Below are 15,898 nucleotides of genomic sequence, written 5' to 3'. Positions count from 1 at the left end.
CACTGGACGGGGCACTCGACGGGGTGCTGACCGACGTCGCCGTGCGCGGGCTCCGGATGATTTCCGGACGTCCCGCGCACGGCGCTCGCGTGCCCGGCCACTGCGCCCGCCGCTGTGCGATCAGGCGTAGTGGTCGGAGCGCCCGCCCGATCGGGTCAGCTTGAAGACCACCGACACGATCAGCGCGATCGCGCCGATGATCAGAAGCCACTTCAGCGCGCCGAAGATGAGCCCGACCACGGAGCCGAGGACGAAGAATCCGACGATGACGAGTGCGGCGATGAGGAGAATGCGTCCCATGCCTTCACGGTACGGTCCGCCCCACCCGTGATCCCAGGGCCGAAGGCCAAGTTCAGGGCCGAGTCAGGGTCATCTCAGGGTGGGCCGGGCGTCAGTCGTTGGCGTGCAGCGCGGCGTTGAGCTCGATGCCCCGCCCGTCGCGCGGCACCGCCTCGACGGCCCCGGTGGTCGAGTTGCGGCGCAGCAGCAGGCCCGACTTGCCGGACAGCTCCCGGGCCTTCACCACGCCGCCGTCCGGGAGGGTGACCTTGGTCCCGGCCGTGACGTAGAGACCGGCCTCCACCACGCAGTCGTCGCCGAGGGAGATGCCGACGCCCGCGTTGGCGCCGAGCAGGCACCGTTCGCCCAAGGAGATGACCTCCTTGCCGCCGCCGGACAGCGTCCCCATGATCGACGCGCCGCCGCCCACGTCGGAGCCGTCGCCCACGACGACGCCGGCCGAGATGCGGCCCTCAACCATGGACGCGCCGAGCGTGCCCGCGTTGTAGTTGACGAAGCCCTCGTGCATGACCGTGGTCCCGGCCGCCAGGTGCGCGCCGAGGCGCACGCGGTCGGCGTCGGCCACCCGCACGCCGGTGGGCAGCACGTAGTCGACCATCCGGGGGAACTTGTCCACGCCGTAGACGGTCACCGGGCCGCGGGCGCGCAGCCGCAGCCGCGTCCGCTCGAAGCCTTCGACGGGGCACGGCCCGTGGTTGGTCCACACGACGTTGGCGAGCAGCCCGAAGATCCCGTCCAGGTTGGCGCCGTGCGGGCGGACCAGCCGGGACGACAGCAGGTGCAGCCGCAGGTAGACGTCGTGGGTGTCCGCCGGGGCGTCCGACAGCCGGGCGACGCCCGTCCGGACCGCGACCACCTCGACGCCCCTGACCGGGTCGGGCCCCACCAGGGCCCCCAGCTCGGCGGCCAGCTCGGCTCCCAGTTCAGCGCCGAGTTCGTCGCCGAGCCGGGCCGGGTCCAGCCGCTCGGTTCCCGTCGCCGGGGGCTCGCCCAGCGCCGGGGAGGGGTACCAGGTGTCCAGAACGGTGCCGTCGGCGGCGATCGTGGCGAGGCCGACGCCGTACGCGCCGGAGGCGCCGGGGTCCGTAGCGGGGTCCGTAGCAGGGTCCATGACTGTCATGTCCCCCAACGCTACCGGCATCGCGCCCGCCCCATCTCCTCCCGCGTTTCCGGCGCCGTATAGCCCCATTTCCTCCCGCGTCTCCGGCGCCGGACCCGCGCTGAGGTGGTCTGTACAGTTTGTGGCGTTCTGGTGTCTATGGGGTTAAACATCCTGATTTCGGGGAGAACCCGGGCACGGCCGTCGGGGGGCTCGCCGGGGGAGGAGATCGGCCGGGCGAGCGGCCCGGAGGGGGCGGCGTCCGCGCCGATGGAGGGCCAATGATGACCGACGTTCAGGCGTATGCCCGCAGCTGTTTCACGGGAGCCACGCCGGACCGGCTGGGCGTCGAGCTGGAGTTTCTGGTCTTCGACGCCGACGCGCCGGCCAGGCAGGTCCCCGTGGCCAGGATCGTCCAGGCGCTTCCCCCGCTGCCCGGCGGCAGCCGGGTCACGTTCGAGCCGGGCGGGCAGCTCGAACTGTCCGCGCCGCCCCGTGTCCTTCCTGAGGCCGTGGCCGCGCTCACCGCCGACGTCGACGCCGTGCGGCGCGCGCTCCGGCAGGCCGGTCTCCGCCTCGGCTGCCGCGGGCTCGACGTGCTCCGTCCGCCGGTCCGGCAGCTCCGGGACGCCAGATATGACGCGATGGCGGCCTTCCTCGGCGAGCCGTACGGGCCCGCGATGATGTGCTCCACCGTGTCCGTGCAGGTCAACGTGGACCTGGGGGACGATCCCGAGGGCCGGTGGCGGCGGGCGCACGACCTCGGCCCCGCCCTGGTGGCCGCGTTCGCGAACTCCCCGGCCGGGGGCTGGGCGTCCGGCCGCCAGGCGGTGTGGCGCCACCTCGACCCGACCAGGACCCGCCCGGTGGACGTCGGCGGCGACCCCGTACTCGACTGGGGCCGCTACCTGCTCGACGCGCGGCTGATGATGGTCCGGGAGGAGGGCGGCTTCCGCCCCGTGCTCGACGGGACCGTCTTCCGCGACTTCGCCCGCGTGGCGGGCCGCCATCCCACCGAGGACGATCTCGTCCACCACGCCACCACGCTCTTCCCGCCGGTCCGGCCCCGCGGCTGGCTGGAGATCCGCTACCTCGACGGGCAGGGCCCGGACGAGTGGCCCGTCTGCGCCGCCGTCGTCCACGCGCTGGTGACCGACGAACGGGCCGGGGAGGCGGCGATGGAGGCCGCCGCCCCGGTCCGGCGGCGGTGGGACGAGGCCGCCCGGCTCGGGCTCGCCGACCCCGGCATGCGGCGCGCGGCGGACGGGTGCTTCCGCGCCGCACTGGCCGCCCTGCCCCGGCTCGGCGCCGAGCCCTGGCTTGTCGCCCGGGTCGCCGCGTTCGCCTCTCGGCACATCGAATCCGGCCGTTCGCCGGCCCTCGACCTGATGGAGGAGATGTTCGCGTGACCGACCTCAACGACATCCGTGACGTGACCACGCTGAAGGAGAGGATCGCGGCGGAGCTCTCCGCCGCGCGGGACCGGACCCTCGCCTACACCGACACCGACGACTACCTCCTGACCCGCCAGCACTCGCCCCTGATGTCGCCGCTCGTCTGGGATCTCGCGCACGTGGGCAACTTCGAGGAGCTGTGGGTCCTGCGGAAGGCGGCCGGCCTCCCTCCGATGCGGCCCGAGCTCGACGATCTCTACGACGCGTTCACGCATCCGCGCGAGGACCGGCCCTCGTTGCCGCTGCTCGGCCCCGAGGAGGCCCGGCGCTACATCTCGGACGTGCGGAGCCGCACCTACGACGTGCTGGACACCGTCGACTTCGACGACCCCGACCCGCTGCGCGGCGGCGGCCACGTCTTCGGGCTGGTTCTGCAGCACGAGCACCAGCACGCCGAGACCATGCTCGCGACACTGCAACTCTCCCGGCAGCCGGGAGTGGTCGGCGACGGGACGCTGCCGCCCGCGCGGACGCGGAGCCGGTCGGAGAGCCCCGAGGTGCACATCCCCGGCGGGATCTTCACGATGGGCGCCGGTGCGGCCGCCGGCCTGGGCGCCGCCTCGCGGCCCTGGGCGTACGACAACGAGCGGCCCGCGCACCGCATGTTCCTCGGCAGCTACTGGATCGACCGCCACCCGGTCACCAACGGCGCGTACATCGCCTTCATCGAGGCGGGCGGCTACCGGGAGCCGCAGTGGTGGTCGCCCGACGGGTGGGAGTGGGTGGAGCGGTCCGGAGTGGAGGCCCCCCTCTACTGGACCAAAGACGAGGACACCTGGTGGCGGCTGCGCTTCGGCCGGCAGGAACCGGTGCCCGAGGACGAGCCGGTGATCCACGTCTCCTGGTACGAGGCCGACGCCTACGCCCGCTGGGCGGGCAAGCGCCTGCCGAGCGAGGCGGAGTGGGAGAAGGCGTGCGGCGGGCGCCTGTACCCGTGGGGCGACCAGGAGCCGGGCCCCGAGCACGCCAACCTGGGTCACCGCGCCTCCCGGCCCGCGCCCGTCGGCGCCTTCCCCGAGGGCGCCAGCCCGTACGGCGTGGAGCAGCTCGTCGGCGACGTGTGGGAGTGGACCGACTCCTGCTTCCGGGGCTATCCGGGGTTCCGGAGCTTCCCGTACCGGGAGTACAGCGAGGTCTTCTTCGGCGAGTCCTACCGGGTGCTCCGCGGCGGATCGTGGGCGACCCACCCGTCGGCGATCCGGACGACGTTCCGCAACTGGGATCTGCCGGTCCGGCGGCAGATCTTCTCCGGGTTCCGCTGCGCCCGGTCGGAACTCCTCTAGATGTGCCGCCACGCCGCCTGGCTGGGGCCGGTCAGGCCGGTCTCCTGGCTCGTCTCCGAGCCGGAGCACGGCCTGCTCCGGCAGTCGTACGCCCCGCGCATGCAGCGGCACGGCACCGTGAACGCGGACGGCTTCGGCGTGGGGTGGTACGACGAGACGCTGGGGCGGCCGGTCCGGTACCGCCGCACGGTCCCGCTCTGGACCGACGCGAACCTGCCGGGCCTGGCCGCCGCCGCCCGATCGGCCTGCCTCATGGCGGCCGTCCGCTCCGCCACCGTGGGCATGCCGATCGAGGAGACCGCGACCGCGCCGTTCACGGACGGCAGCCGGCTGCTCAGCCACAACGGCCGGGTGCGGCGGGGGGCGGTCCGGGCGATCGCCGGTGAGCCGGAAAGCCTGTGCGACTCCGCCTGGCTGGCCTCCGCCGTCTTCGCCCGGCTCGGCGCGGGGGCGTCCCTCGGCGACGCGCTGACCGCGGTCGTCCGGCACGCCGCCGTCGAGGACCCGCCGGCCCGGCTCAACCTGCTCGTCGTGGGAGCGGCGGAACTGGCCGCCGTGGCCTGGGGCGACACCCTGTTCACCCACCTGGACGAGGGGGTGCTGGTCGCGAGCGAACCGCTGGACGACCGGCCCGGCTGGCGGGCCGTGCCCGACCGCACCCTCCTGCTCGCGTCTCCCGACGGCGTGCTCGTGACGCCCATCGACTGAGGAGCGACCATGGCCGTGACCGATCACCTCGACCGCGACTACCTGCGGCAGGCCCTGGAGCAGGACGTCCGGACCGGTCTCACGTCGTCGCCGAAGTGGTTGCCGCCCAAATGGTTCTACGACGCGGCGGGCGGCGAGCTGTTCTCGAGGATCACCCGCCTGCAGGAGTACTACCCGACGCGCCGGGAGCTGGAGATCCTGCGCCGCCGCGCCCTGGACATCGCCTCGCTGAGCCGGGCCGACACCCTGGTGGAGCTCGGGTCGGGCACCAGCGAGAAGACCGTCCTGCTGCTGGACGCGCTCGCCGCCGTGGGCACGCCGCGCGCCTACATCCCGGTCGACGTGGACGCCGCCGCCCTGGAGGCCGCCGCGGACCGCCTCGCCCGCCGCTATCCGAGCCTCGCCGTACGGCCGGTACGCGCGGACTTCGAACACCAGTTGTCGGCGCTGCCGAGGACCGGCCGCCGGATGGTGGCCTTCCTCGGGGGGACCGTCGGCAACCTGCCCCCGGCGGCCCGCGAGGTGTTCCTGAAGGAGCTGCGCTCCACTCTCCGGCCGGGCGACACCTTCCTGCTCGGCGCCGATCTCGTGAAGGACCCCCGCAGGCTCGTCGCCGCGTACGACGACGCCCAGGGGGTGACGGCGGACTTCAACCGCAACGTCCTGAACGTCCTCAACCGGGAGCTGGACGCCGGCTTCGAGCCCGGCGCGTTCGCCCATGTGGCCCGCTACGACGAGGACCACGAGTGGATCGAGATGCGGCTGCGCGCCACCCGTCCCATGCGGGTGGAGATCCGCGCGCTCGGCCTCACCGTGTCGTTCGACGAGGGCGAGGAGATGCGGACGGAGATCAGTGCCAAGTTCAGGCCGGAGGGGCTGGCGGCCGAGCTGGGCCGGGCCGGCTTCGGGATGGTCCGCTGGTACACCGACGCCGCGGGTGACTTCGGCCTCGTCCTGGCCGCCCCGCGCTCCCGGGCGGGGGAGCCGTGATCGGCCCCGTCAGCAGGCCCGGTCAGCAGGCCCGGTCGGCGAGGCGGCGGCGGGACATGACGGCGGGCGAGGCGCCGGTCCGCTCCCGGGCGCCCGGCGGCTGAGGACCGGCGGAGGCCGGCGGGTCGCCGGCGGGCCGGGCCGAAACGTGCAGGGGCAGCCGCAGCACGAATCGAGCGCCCTTCTGCGAGTCTTCGACCCGCAGCGAGCCGTGGTGCGCCTCGGCGACGGCCCGGCTGATGGCCAGCCCCAGGCCTGTGCCGTTGGGGTCGCGGCGCAGACCGTCCTCCAGGCGGACGAACGGCTCGAAGACCCGTTCGCGATCCCCGGGCGCGATGCCGTCGCCGTCGTCGAGCACGGTCACCACGGCCTCGCCGTCCCTCCGCTCGGCCGTGACCCGTACGCCGGTGTGCGCGTGGCGCTGGGCGTTGACCAGCAGGTTGGTCAGGAGGCGGGTCAGCCGGATTCCGCTGCCGAGGACCGTCAGCGGTCCTGTGACGTCGGCGAGCACCGGCTTTCCGGGCGACCTGGCGGTCACCTCGTCCCTGACCAGCGCGGCGAGGTCGACCGGCACCGGGGCGACGTCGTGGGCGGAGTCGATGCGGGCCCAGGTGAGCACGTCGTCGATGATGGCCTGGGCGCGGTCGGTCGTGTTGAGCGCGTCCTTGATAGTGGTGTACGGGTCGACCTCGTCCCGGTAGATCAGGGCCTCCTCCAGCTGGGCGCGCAGACCCGCGAGGGGAGAGCGGAGCTCGTGGGAGACGACGGAGGCGAACCTGCGCTGCTGTATCACTGCGGCCTCCAGACGGTCGAGTGTCTCGTTCGCGGTCGTGGCGAGCCGCGCCACCTCGTCCAGGCCCGGGGGCTGGGGGACCCGCATGCTGAGGTCGCTCGCGGTGATCTGCGACATCTTCGCCCGGATGGCCGTCATCGGGCGCAGCATCCGGCGCACCAGGAACCAGTTCGTCCACGACCAGAGGGCCGTGCCGGCCACCACGGCGGCGGCGACGGCGACCTCCAGCCGGTGGGTGGACAGCATCTTGGGCTGCGCGCGCCCGACGTAGACCGCGTGCGGCTCGCCGTTCCACATCAGGCCGCTCTGGAACGGGAGAAGGCGGATCGCGGTGAGCTCGACGCACGTGTCGTCCGCGCACGACGTCCGGTACTGGATGCGGTCCTCTGCCGGGGGCATCGGCGAGGTCAGGGGAGGACGGCCCTTCGCCGCGTCGCTCGCCGCGACCACGTGGCCCGTGGAGTCGACGAGCTGGATGAGGTAGGTGTTCGTCATCGGAGGGGGTGAGACCCGGCCGGGGCGCATCGTGGCGATCCAGCTCGTGGCCACCCGCTGGGTCTCCGCACGGAGGTGATCTTGGATCTTGTTCCGGATCGCCAGGTCCGCGCCGATGCCGATCAGGGTGAAGACGATCAGGGAGAGCGCGGCGCTCGTCACGGCGGTGCACGCCTGCAGCGATCGGGGCCGGGGGATGCGGCGAGGGATGCGCCGGAGGAGGTGCCGGGGGACGCGCGGAAGGCGTGGCCTCCGTAGTGGAGTTGATAAGACGCGGTAGATCACGACACGGCCTCCCTCCGGTCTTCTTGTTGGAATGTTCAGGAAAAACACTATTGACCGTTAGGAGTTACTGACGTGTATCCGACAGTAAGGATGGTGATCCATACCGTAGCTAGGGGAAAAATCAACCGATTGTTGACCAAAATGTGCTTTTTGTCGTGATCAGCCTGCTATCGGCTGGGGCGCGGGCGTCCTGGGCGTCCTGACCTCTGCTCTGATCGCCGGGATCTTCTCCGGGCGCAGGCGATTCAGGGTGACGGTGAGGGCCGTTCCCCACATCAGGTGTCCCACGAGGAGCAGGGCCTGGCGGCCGGCGCGGTCCGCGCAGTCGGGCCGTACCGCCCCGACGGCCGGCGCGGAACCCCGGAACCCCAGATACCAGACGGCCGCCCCGTACGCCGGACCGATGGGCAGGGGGATGCGCTGCCCGGCCGACAGCAGTCCGAGGGCGGAGCCGCAGGCGGCGCCGAACGCGTAGTGCCCGATTGCGGCGAGGGCGCCGTCGTCCCGCCGCGAGCGCGCCCGCCGGAGCCGCAGGCCCATCTGGGAGCGCCGCCCGGCGGGCCGGTCGTCGAGCAGGCCAGCTCGGTCCGCCGCCATGAGGACCGCGCTGTAGGCGGCCGTCGCGAGGGCGCCGCCGACGGCGCCGTTCACCAGATTGCGCATCATGCAGGAGGCTTTTCCCGCATTGGGCGGTTCGCGCGCCCCTGTGCCGTTCCGCGTTCGGTAAACTGCGGACCGTCACGCCGTCCGGTCATGCAGCTCGGTCACGCCGTACGGTCGGGACTGCCGGCCCGCGCCCACTCGTAGACGCTCTTGACGCCCTCGGCCAGCGGGACGGACGGCCGCCAGCCGAGCTCCCGGGCCGCCCGGGACGCGTCGAGCGCGCTGCGGACCAGCTCACCGGGCCGGGCGGGGGCGAAGACGGGGTCGGCGACCGTGCCGGCGGCCCTGCCGATGAGTCCGGTCAGCGTCAGCAGGTCGGTCTCCACGCCGGTGCCGACGTTCCACACGCCCGCCCGCGGAGAGCCGGCGGCGGCGACGAAGGCGGCGGCGACGTCCGCGACGTGGACGTAGTCGCGGGTCTGCCGTCCGTCCCCGAAGACGGTGGGCCGCTCGCCGCGGAGGACGGCCCCGCAGAAGATGGCGATGACGCCCGCCTCGCCCGCCGGATCCTGCCGGGGGCCGTAGACGTTGGCGAGCCGCAGCACCGCGTGCCGGGTCCCGTACAGGCGGTTGAACAGGCCGATGTACTGCTCGGCGCAGAACTTCGCCGTGCCGTACGGCGCCTCGGGCTCGGGGCGCTGCTCCTCGTCCGAGGGGATCACGGCGTCCCTGCCGTAGATCGCGCCGCCCGTGGAGGCGAACAGCACCCGGGCGCCGGCGGCGCGCGCCGCCTCCAGCACGTTGATCGTGCCCACGATGTTCGCCTGCGCGTCGGCGGCGGGGTCGGCGACCGACTGGCGCACGTCGATCTGGGCGGCGAGGTGACAGACCAGCTCGGGGCGGACCTTCTCCACGATCTCCGCCAGCGCGGTCGCGTCCGTGACTGAGGCGCGGTGCAGCGCGGCTTCGGGGGCGAGCCGCCCGGGCCTGCCATGGGACAGGTCGTCGAGCACGTCGACCTCGTCGCCCCTGCCCAGGAAGGCGTCGGCGAGGTGGGACCCGATGAATCCGGCTCCGCCGGTCACAAGTACGCGCATGGGTCCGCAGCCTAGTGCCCGCCGGAGCGGGCTCCCGGCGCCGGATCAGGCGATCTGGGTGAGCACCTCGTCCCAGTCGGTGAGGAAGCGGGCGATGCCATACCGGGCCAGGGCGGCCTGGCGGGCGGCCTTGCCCGCCTGGGCGGCGCGCTCGGGCTCCGCGGCGAACGCCCGTAGGGCGTGGACCAGGGTGGGCACCTTCGTGGACACCACGCCGGCCTCCTGCGGCACCGCCTCGATGGCCTCGGTGGTCGCCAGGCCCACGACGGGCATGCCGATCATCATGGCCTCGATGAGCGCGAGCCCGAGCGAGGTCCAGCGGTAGGGATGCAGGTAGACGCGCCGCGCGGCGAGCCGCTCGTGCATCTGTGCCTGCGGCAGGTCCTCGAAGGCCGTCATCCGGCCGCTGAGGCCGAGCGTCGCCGGCAGGGTGGTGACCCGCATGCCGAACACGTCGAGAGGGGTGGCGACGGCGAAGGCCGGCAGCAGGTCGGTCCCCGAGACCCGCCAGCGCCGTACGGGCTCGTTGACGACGACGGCGGCGTGGGGCAGTTCGCCGGTGTAGAGATGGCCGGGGTCGACGACGCCGTGCTCGATCACGTGGGTGGGGGCCCGCCCGCTGTCCCAGAACAGGTCGTTGAAGTGCGTGACGTGGACGAGCGGGATGTCCGAGCGCCCGGCCAGCGGGTGCCGGGTCTTGGGCACGTCGCCCGCGGGGGTGTTGTGCTCGACGTAGACGCCCGGCGGCGTGCGGCCGAGCCACTCGCGGGCGAGGTCGATCTCGTGCGGCCGCTGGTAGACCACGACGTCGACGTCCTCCTCCCGCAGCCGGTCGAAGGGCACCTCGCGCACGGTGTCCGGCCAGGGGTAGGTGCGGGCGCGGCCGCGGCCGTCCGGGCCGCGATCGGGGGTCAGCGGCACCACGTAGTCGTGCCTGCCCTGGACGAACGAGGTGGTCCAGGAGCCGTGGACGTGCCAGACCAGGATCTTCATCGGATCATCACTCCCCGTCCCTCATGACGCCTCGGCACTCCGCTCCGCCTCGTCCCGCTCCGCCCGGTCTCTCTCCGTCCTGCCCCGTTCCGCCCGGTTCCTCTCCGCCTCGTCCTGCTCCACCCCGACACGTTCCACGTGGTCGCCGGGCGGTGAGATCCCCGCGATGGCCGAACTCACGGCGGCGGCCAGGTCCGCGGCGACCTCCCGCGCCGCGGCCACCTCCGCCGGCAGCGTCACCGGCGTGGGCACCAGGATGCCCCGGGCGCCCGCGGCCTCGGCCGCCGCGACGTCGCGGCCGATGTCGCCGATCACCACGCAGTCCTCCGGGCTGACACCGAGGACGCGCGCCGCGCGCAGCACCAGGCCGGGGGCCGGCTTGCGGCAGCCGCACCCGTCGGCGTCGTCGTGGGGACACACCGCCCACACGTCGAAGGGGCCGAGCAGTTCCTCCACCCGGGCGTTCACCCGGTCGAGCGCGTCGGGGCGGATGAGCCCCCGGGCGACGCCGGACTGGTTGCTCACCACCCCGATCGGCAGCCCCGCGCGGCGCAGCCGGTCGAGCGCCCGCCGCGCCCCCGGCACCGGCTCCACCCGCTCCGGATCGTCGTTGTACGGCACGTCGCGAATCAGCGTTCCGTCGCGGTCGAAAAGTACGGCCGCGGTACGGCGGGAATGGCGGAACAATGCGTCCTCCTGCGTGAATCGTTTCCCTGGCTACCCGGCGGACATGACCGCAAACCAGGCCGAAACGGCCCGGCGATTCGATGGTTGAGACCCGCTCCGCTCCCGTCGACTTCTCCGCAAAACGGTGTTTGGAAGCGCTTCTCCCGGTAACCAGACATCCACCGTGCAACGGAGGTGAACCGGTGCGAATCCTGGGAATAAACGCGATATTTCATGATCCAGCGGCGGCGCTGGTCATGGACGGCGACGTGATCGCGGCAGCCGAGGAGGAGCGCTTCAGCCGACGCAAGCACGGCAAGCGCCCGGTCCCGTTCAGCGCCTGGGAACTGCCCGAACTGGCCGCCGCCTGGTGCCTCGAACACGCGGGCCTGCGGCCCGAGGATCTCGACGGCGTCGCCTACTCCTATGATCCCCGGCTGGTCCGTCCCGGGCAGGGCGGGCTGGACGACCGCTGGGAAGACCTGCGCACCACCTACGCCCACCGGGCCCCCCACTTCCTCGCCACGGCGCTTCCCGGCCTGGACCCCGCCCAGGTGCGGTTCGTCCCCCACCACATCGCGCACGCGGCCTCCGCCGGGCTGGCCGCGCCGTACCGGGAGTCGGCCGTGCTGGTCTGCGACGGCCGGGGAGAGGCGGTCTCCCACCTCGCCGGTCACTACCGCGACGGCGAGCTGACGGTCCTGGCGAGCCAGGAGCTGCCGCACTCCCTCGGTCTCATGTACGAAGACCTCACCCAGCACCTCGGTTTCCTCCGGTCGAGCGACGAGTACAAGGTCATGGCCATGGCCTCGTACGGCGAGCCGCGTTTCCTCCGGGAGTTCCGCGAGCTCGTCCAGACGAGCGGAGACGGCGGTTTCCGGGTCGAGCCGATCGACTGGAGCGCCTACGCCAAGCCCCTCGCCAAGGGCGACCGCTGGACGGCCGACCACGCCGACCTGGCGGCGAGCGTGCAGACCCGCCTGGAGGAGGTGCTGCTGGAGCTGGCGCGCTGGCTGCACGACAGGACAGGCGCCCGCCATCTCACCATGGCCGGAGGCGTGGCGCTGAACTGCGTGGCCAACACCAGGCTGCTGGCCGAGGGGCCGTTCGAGGACGTCTGGGTGCAGCCCGCCGCGGGCGACTCGGGCACGGCGCTCGGCGGCGCGCTCCACCTCGCGCGGGCCTTCGGCGACCCGGTCGCCCCCATGCCCGGCGCCGACCTCGGCCGGAGCTGGACCGACGAGGAGATCGGTGCCTGGCTCGACGTGGCCCGCGTGCCGTACGAGCGGCCCGCCGACGTGGCCGCGGCCGTCGCCGCCGAGCTGGCCGCCGACCGGATCGTGGCCTGGTTCCAGGGACGCGCCGAATACGGCCCCCGGGCGCTCGGGCGGCGTTCGCTGCTCGCCCACCCGGGCCGGCCGCGCAACACCGAGCGCCTGAACGACGTGAAGGGCCGCGAGCAGTTCCGGCCCGTCGCCCCCATGGTGCTGGCCGACCGCGCCGGCCAGATCTTCGGCAGGGGACCGGCGGTCAGCCCGTACATGCTGTTCGTGCACGACGTGCGGCCCGAGTGGCTCGACCGCCTTCCCGCCGTCGTGCACGTGGACGGCACGGCCAGGATCCAGACCGTCGACCGGGGGCGTGATCCGCTGCTCGCGCGGCTGCTTGAGGAGTTCGAGGCGCGGACCGGGCTGCCGGTGCTCGTCAACACGAGCCTCAACACCGCCGGGCGGCCGATGGTGGACGACCCGCGCGACGCCCTCGAGTGCTTCGGCTCCGCTCCGGTGGACGTGCTGGTGCTCGGCTCGCACGTCGTGCGCCGGGGGGCGGTGTTCGCCGGATGACCCCGCGGACGGCTGGGCCGGCGGTCACCGTCGTGATCCCGACGATCGGCCGGGCCAGCCTGGCGGAGACGCTCGCGGCCATCGGCCCTGGCCTGGAGGTCGTGGTGGTCGACGACCGGCCCGAGCCGGGCCCCCGCGACCGCGCCGCTCGCCCGCTCGACGTGCCCGACGGCGTACGGGTGCTCCGCTCGGGCGGGCGGGGCCCGGCGGCGGCCCGCAACATCGGCTGGCGGGCGGCGGCGACGCCGTGGGTGGTGTTCGTCGACGACGACGTCGTCCCCGGACCGGGCTGGGCCGAGGCCCTCGCCCGCGACCTGGCCGGCCTGCCCGAGGACGTGGGCGGCAGCCAGGGCAGGCTGGAGGTGCCGCCGCCGAAGGGCCGCCGCCCCACCGACGCCGAGCGCAACACGGCGGGGCTCGCCGACGCCCGGTGGATCACCGCGGACATGGCGTACCGGAGGTCGGCCCTGGAGGCGGCCCACGGCTTCGACGAGCGCTTCCCCCGCGCCTACCGGGAAGACTGCGACCTGGCGCTGCGGGTGGAGCGCTCCGGATTCGCGCTGGTCAAGGGGGAGCGGCTGACCCGGCATCCGGTGCGGCGCGACGGCTTCTGGGCCAGCGTGCGGTTTCAACGCGGCAACGCGGACGACGCGCTCATGCGGCGCCTGCACGGCCCCGGCTGGCGCCTGCTCGCCGGCGGCGCGCCGGGGCGGCTGCGGCGGCACGCGGCGACGACGGCCGCCGGTCTGCTCGCGTTGGCACTCGCCGGGACCGCCGTCGCTCGCGGCAGGCCCATCTGTGGCGGGGCCGCTCCTGGCCGTCCCCCTTTCGGCGGGACCGCGGGGCTTGCGGGGCTTGCGGGGCTTGCGGGGCTGGCGGGGCTTGCCTGGCTCGGCCTGACCGCTGAGTTCGCCTGGGCCAGGATCGCGCCGGGGCCTCGGACGCCCGAGGAGGTCCTGCGCATGATCGTGACAAGCGTGGTCATTCCGCCGGTCGCGTGCGCGCACCGGCTGCGGGGGGAGCTGTCGGCGCGGACGGGGGGTCACGGGTGACGGGAACCGTGCTTGTGGTGCGGCCGGACAACGCGGGCGACGTCCTGCTGGCGGGCCCCGCGGTCCGCGCCGTGGCGGCGCGGGCGGCCGAGGTGGTGCTGCTCGCCGGCCCGAACGGCCGCGCCGCGGCCGAGTTGCTGCCCGGCGTCGACCGGGTGCTGGAGTGGCGCACGCCGTGGATCGACCCCGAGCGGGTGCCGATGACCGGTCCGCACGCGTCGGAGCTGATCGAGCGGGTCGGCCGGATCGAGCCGGAGGCGGCCCTGATCCTCACGTCGTTCCACCAGTCGGCGCTGCCGATGGCGCTGCTGCTGCGGCTGGCGGGTGTGCCGTCGATCGCGGCGATCAGCGCCGACTATCCGGGTTCGCTGCTCGACGTGCGGCACATGGTGGACGAGGACCTGGACGTGCCGGAAGCGGAACGGATGCTCGGCCTCGCGCGCGCGGCGGGCTTCGAGCTGCCGCCGGGCGACCCCGGCCGCCTCGCCGTACGGAGGCCGCTGCCCGAGGTGGACCATCTCACCGGGCCGCCCGGCTACGTCGTGGTGCATCCGGGCACGACCGCGCCCGCCCGCGCCTGGCCGCCGGAGCGCTGGATCGAGGCGGTCGAGGAGCTCATCGAGGCGGGGGAGCGGGTGGTGGTCACCGGCGGCCTCGGCGAGCGCGACCTCACCGCGACGGTCGGCGGGCCGAAGGCGCTCGACCTCGGCGGCCAGACGACCTTCGCGGAGCTGGCGGCCGTGCTGGCCGGCGCGTCCGTCGTCGTCGCGGCCAACACCGGGCCCGCCCACCTCGCCGCCGCCGTCGGCACGCCCGTCGTATCGCTGTTCGCCCCGGTCGTCCCAGCCGCCCGATGGGCCCCCTACGGGGTGCCGTCCGTGCTGCTCGGCGACCAGCACGCCCCCTGTCGCGGAACCCGGGCCCGAGTCTGTCCCGTCGCAGGGCACCCCTGCCTCTCCTCCGTACGTGGGGCACAGGTCGTCGAGGCGGTCCGCCGCCTCGCCGCCGGGAAAGAGAGGGTCGCATGAGGATCGCCTTGGTATCGGAGCACGCCAGCCCGCTGGCGGCGCTGGGCGGCGTCGACGCGGGCGGGCAGAACGTCCACGTGGCCGCCCTCGCCGTGGCCCTGGCGCGGCGCGGTCACGAGGTCACGGTCCACACCCGCAGAACCGGCCCCGGGCAGCCGGACGTGGTGCCGCTCGCGCTGGGGGAGCCGGGAGTCACCGTGGAACACGTGCCCGCCGGCCCGGCCGCACCGGTTCCCAAAGACGAGCTCCTGCCCTACCTGCCGGAGTTCGCCGAGTGCCTCGCGCGGCGCTGGTCGGCGGAGCGGCCGGACGTCGTCCACGCGCACTTCTGGATGAGCGGGCTGGTCTCGCTGACCGCCGCCGAGGACCTCGGCATCCCGGTCGTGCAGACGTTCCACGCCCTCGGCACGGTGAAGCGGCGCTGGCAGGGAGACGCCGACACGAGCCCGCCCCGGCGCCTGCAGGCCGAGCGGGACATCGGCCGTCGTGCCCTGGCCGTCATCGCGACCTGCCGCGACGAGGTGAGCGAGCTGGCCGCCATGGGCGTGCCTGCCGGACGGGTCGTCGTGGTGCCCTGCGGGGTGGATCTCGGCCTGTTCCGCCCGGACGGCCCGGTCGCGCCGCGGAGCGGGCGCTTCCGGGTGCTCACCGTCAGCCGGATCGTGCCCAGGAAGGGCGTCGACACCGTCGTGCGCGCGATGCCGGCGGTGCCGGGAGCGGAACTGGTGATCGCGGGCGGCGATCCGGACGACCCCCGGGACGAGGAGGTGGCGCGGCTGCGGGCCCTCGCGCGCGAGCTGGGGGTGGGCGACCGGGTTCGTCTCATCGGCAGTGTCGGCCGCGATGAGGTGCCCGCGCTGATGAGGTCCGCCGACGTGCTGGTGAGCGTGCCCTGGTACGAGCCGTTCGGGATGGTGCCGCTGGAGGCGCTGGCGTGCGGCGTGCCCGTGGTCGCCTCCGCGGTGGGCGGCCATCTCGACACCGTGGCCGGGTGCGGGGTCCTCGTGCCGCCGCGCCGGCCGGCCGCCCTGTCGCCGGTCCTGTGCGACCTGCTCGCCCGGCCGGAGCTGCGCGGCGCCCTGTCCACCGCCGGGGTGCGGCGCGCCCGCGCCCGGTACGGCTGGCCCAGGGTGGCCGAGCGGACCGAGTCCGTCTATCGGGAGCTGGTCGGCGGGCGCCTCGGCCGCCTCACCACGGCGGGAGGCTGA

Annotated in this window: 15 protein-coding genes; 8 read left to right on the top strand and 7 right to left on the bottom strand. The window is 74.0% G+C overall.

What is annotated here, in order from left to right; translation table 11 throughout:
• Nucleotides 1-120 precede the first annotated feature (120 nt).
• Both JOL79_RS04580 and dapD read right to left on the bottom strand, forming a co-directional pair.
• Nucleotides 121-300, bottom strand: coding sequence for a hypothetical protein (locus JOL79_RS04580; RefSeq protein ID WP_210154386.1), 180 nt, complete (start codon nucleotides 298-300; stop codon nucleotides 121-123).
• 91 nt (nucleotides 301-391) lie between these two features.
• Nucleotides 392-1,420: a 2,3,4,5-tetrahydropyridine-2,6-dicarboxylate N-succinyltransferase gene (dapD, locus tag JOL79_RS04575; protein ID WP_269143717.1), complete on the bottom strand. Its 1,029-nt coding sequence runs from the start codon at nucleotides 1,418-1,420 to the stop codon at nucleotides 392-394.
• A gap of 260 nt (nucleotides 1,421-1,680) precedes the next feature.
• Between dapD and JOL79_RS04570 the strand changes: the two genes are divergently transcribed.
• From JOL79_RS04570 to egtD, 4 genes are read left to right on the top strand one after another with little or no spacing between them, the layout of a single operon-like run.
• Nucleotides 1,681-2,808 carry a glutamate-cysteine ligase family protein gene (locus JOL79_RS04570; protein WP_230984214.1) on the top strand — a complete coding sequence of 376 codons (1,128 nt, stop codon included), beginning with the start codon at nucleotides 1,681-1,683 and terminating at the stop codon, nucleotides 2,806-2,808.
• Nucleotides 2,805-4,136: an ergothioneine biosynthesis protein EgtB gene (egtB, locus tag JOL79_RS04565; RefSeq protein ID WP_307848308.1), complete on the top strand. Its 1,332-nt coding sequence runs from the start codon at nucleotides 2,805-2,807 to the stop codon at nucleotides 4,134-4,136. Before JOL79_RS04570 ends, egtB begins: the two co-directional genes overlap by 4 nt.
• On the top strand, nucleotides 4,137-4,844 hold the full coding sequence (egtC, locus tag JOL79_RS04560; protein WP_210154385.1) for an ergothioneine biosynthesis protein EgtC: 708 nt from the start codon (nucleotides 4,137-4,139) through the stop codon (nucleotides 4,842-4,844).
• Nucleotides 4,845-4,853: 9 nt separating this feature from the next.
• Nucleotides 4,854-5,834 (top strand): L-histidine N(alpha)-methyltransferase, encoded by a 981-nt coding sequence (gene egtD, locus JOL79_RS04555; RefSeq protein ID WP_210154384.1) that lies wholly within the window; start codon nucleotides 4,854-4,856, stop codon nucleotides 5,832-5,834.
• Between the two features lie 22 nt (nucleotides 5,835-5,856).
• Here egtD and JOL79_RS33745 read toward each other — a convergent pair whose 3' ends face one another.
• From JOL79_RS33745 to JOL79_RS04530, 5 genes are all read right to left on the bottom strand, one after another.
• Nucleotides 5,857-7,284, bottom strand: coding sequence for a sensor histidine kinase (locus tag JOL79_RS33745; RefSeq protein WP_210154383.1), 1,428 nt, complete (start codon nucleotides 7,282-7,284; stop codon nucleotides 5,857-5,859).
• 282 nt (nucleotides 7,285-7,566) lie between these two features.
• Nucleotides 7,567-8,073 carry a DUF6789 family protein gene (locus JOL79_RS04545; RefSeq protein ID WP_210154382.1) on the bottom strand — a complete coding sequence of 169 codons (507 nt, stop codon included), beginning with the start codon at nucleotides 8,071-8,073 and terminating at the stop codon, nucleotides 7,567-7,569.
• A 98-nt stretch (nucleotides 8,074-8,171) separates the two neighbouring features.
• A complete protein-coding gene (locus JOL79_RS04540) occupies nucleotides 8,172-9,107 on the bottom strand; it encodes an NAD-dependent epimerase/dehydratase family protein (RefSeq protein ID WP_210154381.1) in 936 nt (311 codons plus the stop codon).
• A gap of 45 nt (nucleotides 9,108-9,152) precedes the next feature.
• The gene (locus JOL79_RS04535; protein ID WP_210154380.1) at nucleotides 9,153-10,100 is read right to left on the bottom strand and encodes a glycosyltransferase; all 948 of its coding nucleotides are present in this window, start codon (nucleotides 10,098-10,100) and stop codon (nucleotides 9,153-9,155) included.
• Nucleotides 10,101-10,121: 21 nt separating this feature from the next.
• Entirely contained in the window at nucleotides 10,122-10,787 is a 666-nt protein-coding gene (locus JOL79_RS04530) for a D-glycero-alpha-D-manno-heptose-1,7-bisphosphate 7-phosphatase (RefSeq protein ID WP_210154379.1), read from the bottom strand.
• A gap of 182 nt (nucleotides 10,788-10,969) precedes the next feature.
• Between JOL79_RS04530 and JOL79_RS04525 the strand changes: the two genes are divergently transcribed.
• The 4 genes from JOL79_RS04525 to JOL79_RS04510 are packed head-to-tail and all read left to right on the top strand — an operon-like array spanning nucleotide 10,970 to nucleotide 15,898.
• Complete coding sequence (locus JOL79_RS04525) at nucleotides 10,970-12,610, top strand: carbamoyltransferase family protein (RefSeq protein ID WP_210154378.1); 1,641 nt, start codon at nucleotides 10,970-10,972, stop codon at nucleotides 12,608-12,610.
• Nucleotides 12,607-13,662, top strand: coding sequence for a glycosyltransferase family 2 protein (locus JOL79_RS04520; RefSeq protein WP_210154377.1), 1,056 nt, complete (start codon nucleotides 12,607-12,609; stop codon nucleotides 13,660-13,662). The genes JOL79_RS04525 and JOL79_RS04520 overlap by 4 nt, the downstream gene beginning before the upstream one ends.
• Nucleotides 13,659-14,690: a glycosyltransferase family 9 protein gene (locus JOL79_RS04515; RefSeq protein ID WP_210154376.1), complete on the top strand. Its 1,032-nt coding sequence runs from the start codon at nucleotides 13,659-13,661 to the stop codon at nucleotides 14,688-14,690. The genes JOL79_RS04520 and JOL79_RS04515 overlap by 4 nt, the downstream gene beginning before the upstream one ends.
• On the top strand, nucleotides 14,687-15,898 hold the full coding sequence (locus tag JOL79_RS04510) for a glycosyltransferase (RefSeq protein WP_210154375.1): 1,212 nt from the start codon (nucleotides 14,687-14,689) through the stop codon (nucleotides 15,896-15,898). The genes JOL79_RS04515 and JOL79_RS04510 overlap by 4 nt, the downstream gene beginning before the upstream one ends.

This window comes from Microbispora oryzae (genome assembly GCF_017896165.1).
In the GTDB taxonomy this organism is placed as follows: Bacteria; Actinomycetota; Actinomycetes; order Streptosporangiales; family Streptosporangiaceae; genus Microbispora; species Microbispora oryzae.
Note: the sequence above shows the minus strand (reverse complement) of the source record. Positions and strands in the feature narration are given on the sequence as shown.

Coding starts and splice junctions, on each gene's coding strand:
- JOL79_RS04580 (WP_210154386.1), bottom strand. CDS start 300: ATGGGACGCATTCTCCTCATCGCCGCACTCGTCATCGTCGGATTCTTC.
- dapD (WP_269143717.1), bottom strand. CDS start 1,420: ATGACAGTCATGGACCCTGCTACGGACCCCGCTACGGACCCCGGCGCC.
- JOL79_RS04570 (WP_230984214.1), top strand. CDS start 1,681: ATGATGACCGACGTTCAGGCGTATGCCCGCAGCTGTTTCACGGGAGCC.
- egtC (WP_210154385.1), top strand. CDS start 4,137: ATGTGCCGCCACGCCGCCTGGCTGGGGCCGGTCAGGCCGGTCTCCTGG.
- egtD (WP_210154384.1), top strand. CDS start 4,854: ATGGCCGTGACCGATCACCTCGACCGCGACTACCTGCGGCAGGCCCTG.
- JOL79_RS04545 (WP_210154382.1), bottom strand. CDS start 8,073: ATGATGCGCAATCTGGTGAACGGCGCCGTCGGCGGCGCCCTCGCGACG.
- JOL79_RS04540 (WP_210154381.1), bottom strand. CDS start 9,107: ATGCGCGTACTTGTGACCGGCGGAGCCGGATTCATCGGGTCCCACCTC.
- JOL79_RS04535 (WP_210154380.1), bottom strand. CDS start 10,100: ATGAAGATCCTGGTCTGGCACGTCCACGGCTCCTGGACCACCTCGTTC.
- JOL79_RS04520 (WP_210154377.1), top strand. CDS start 12,607: ATGACCCCGCGGACGGCTGGGCCGGCGGTCACCGTCGTGATCCCGACG.
- JOL79_RS04510 (WP_210154375.1), top strand. CDS start 14,687: ATGAGGATCGCCTTGGTATCGGAGCACGCCAGCCCGCTGGCGGCGCTG.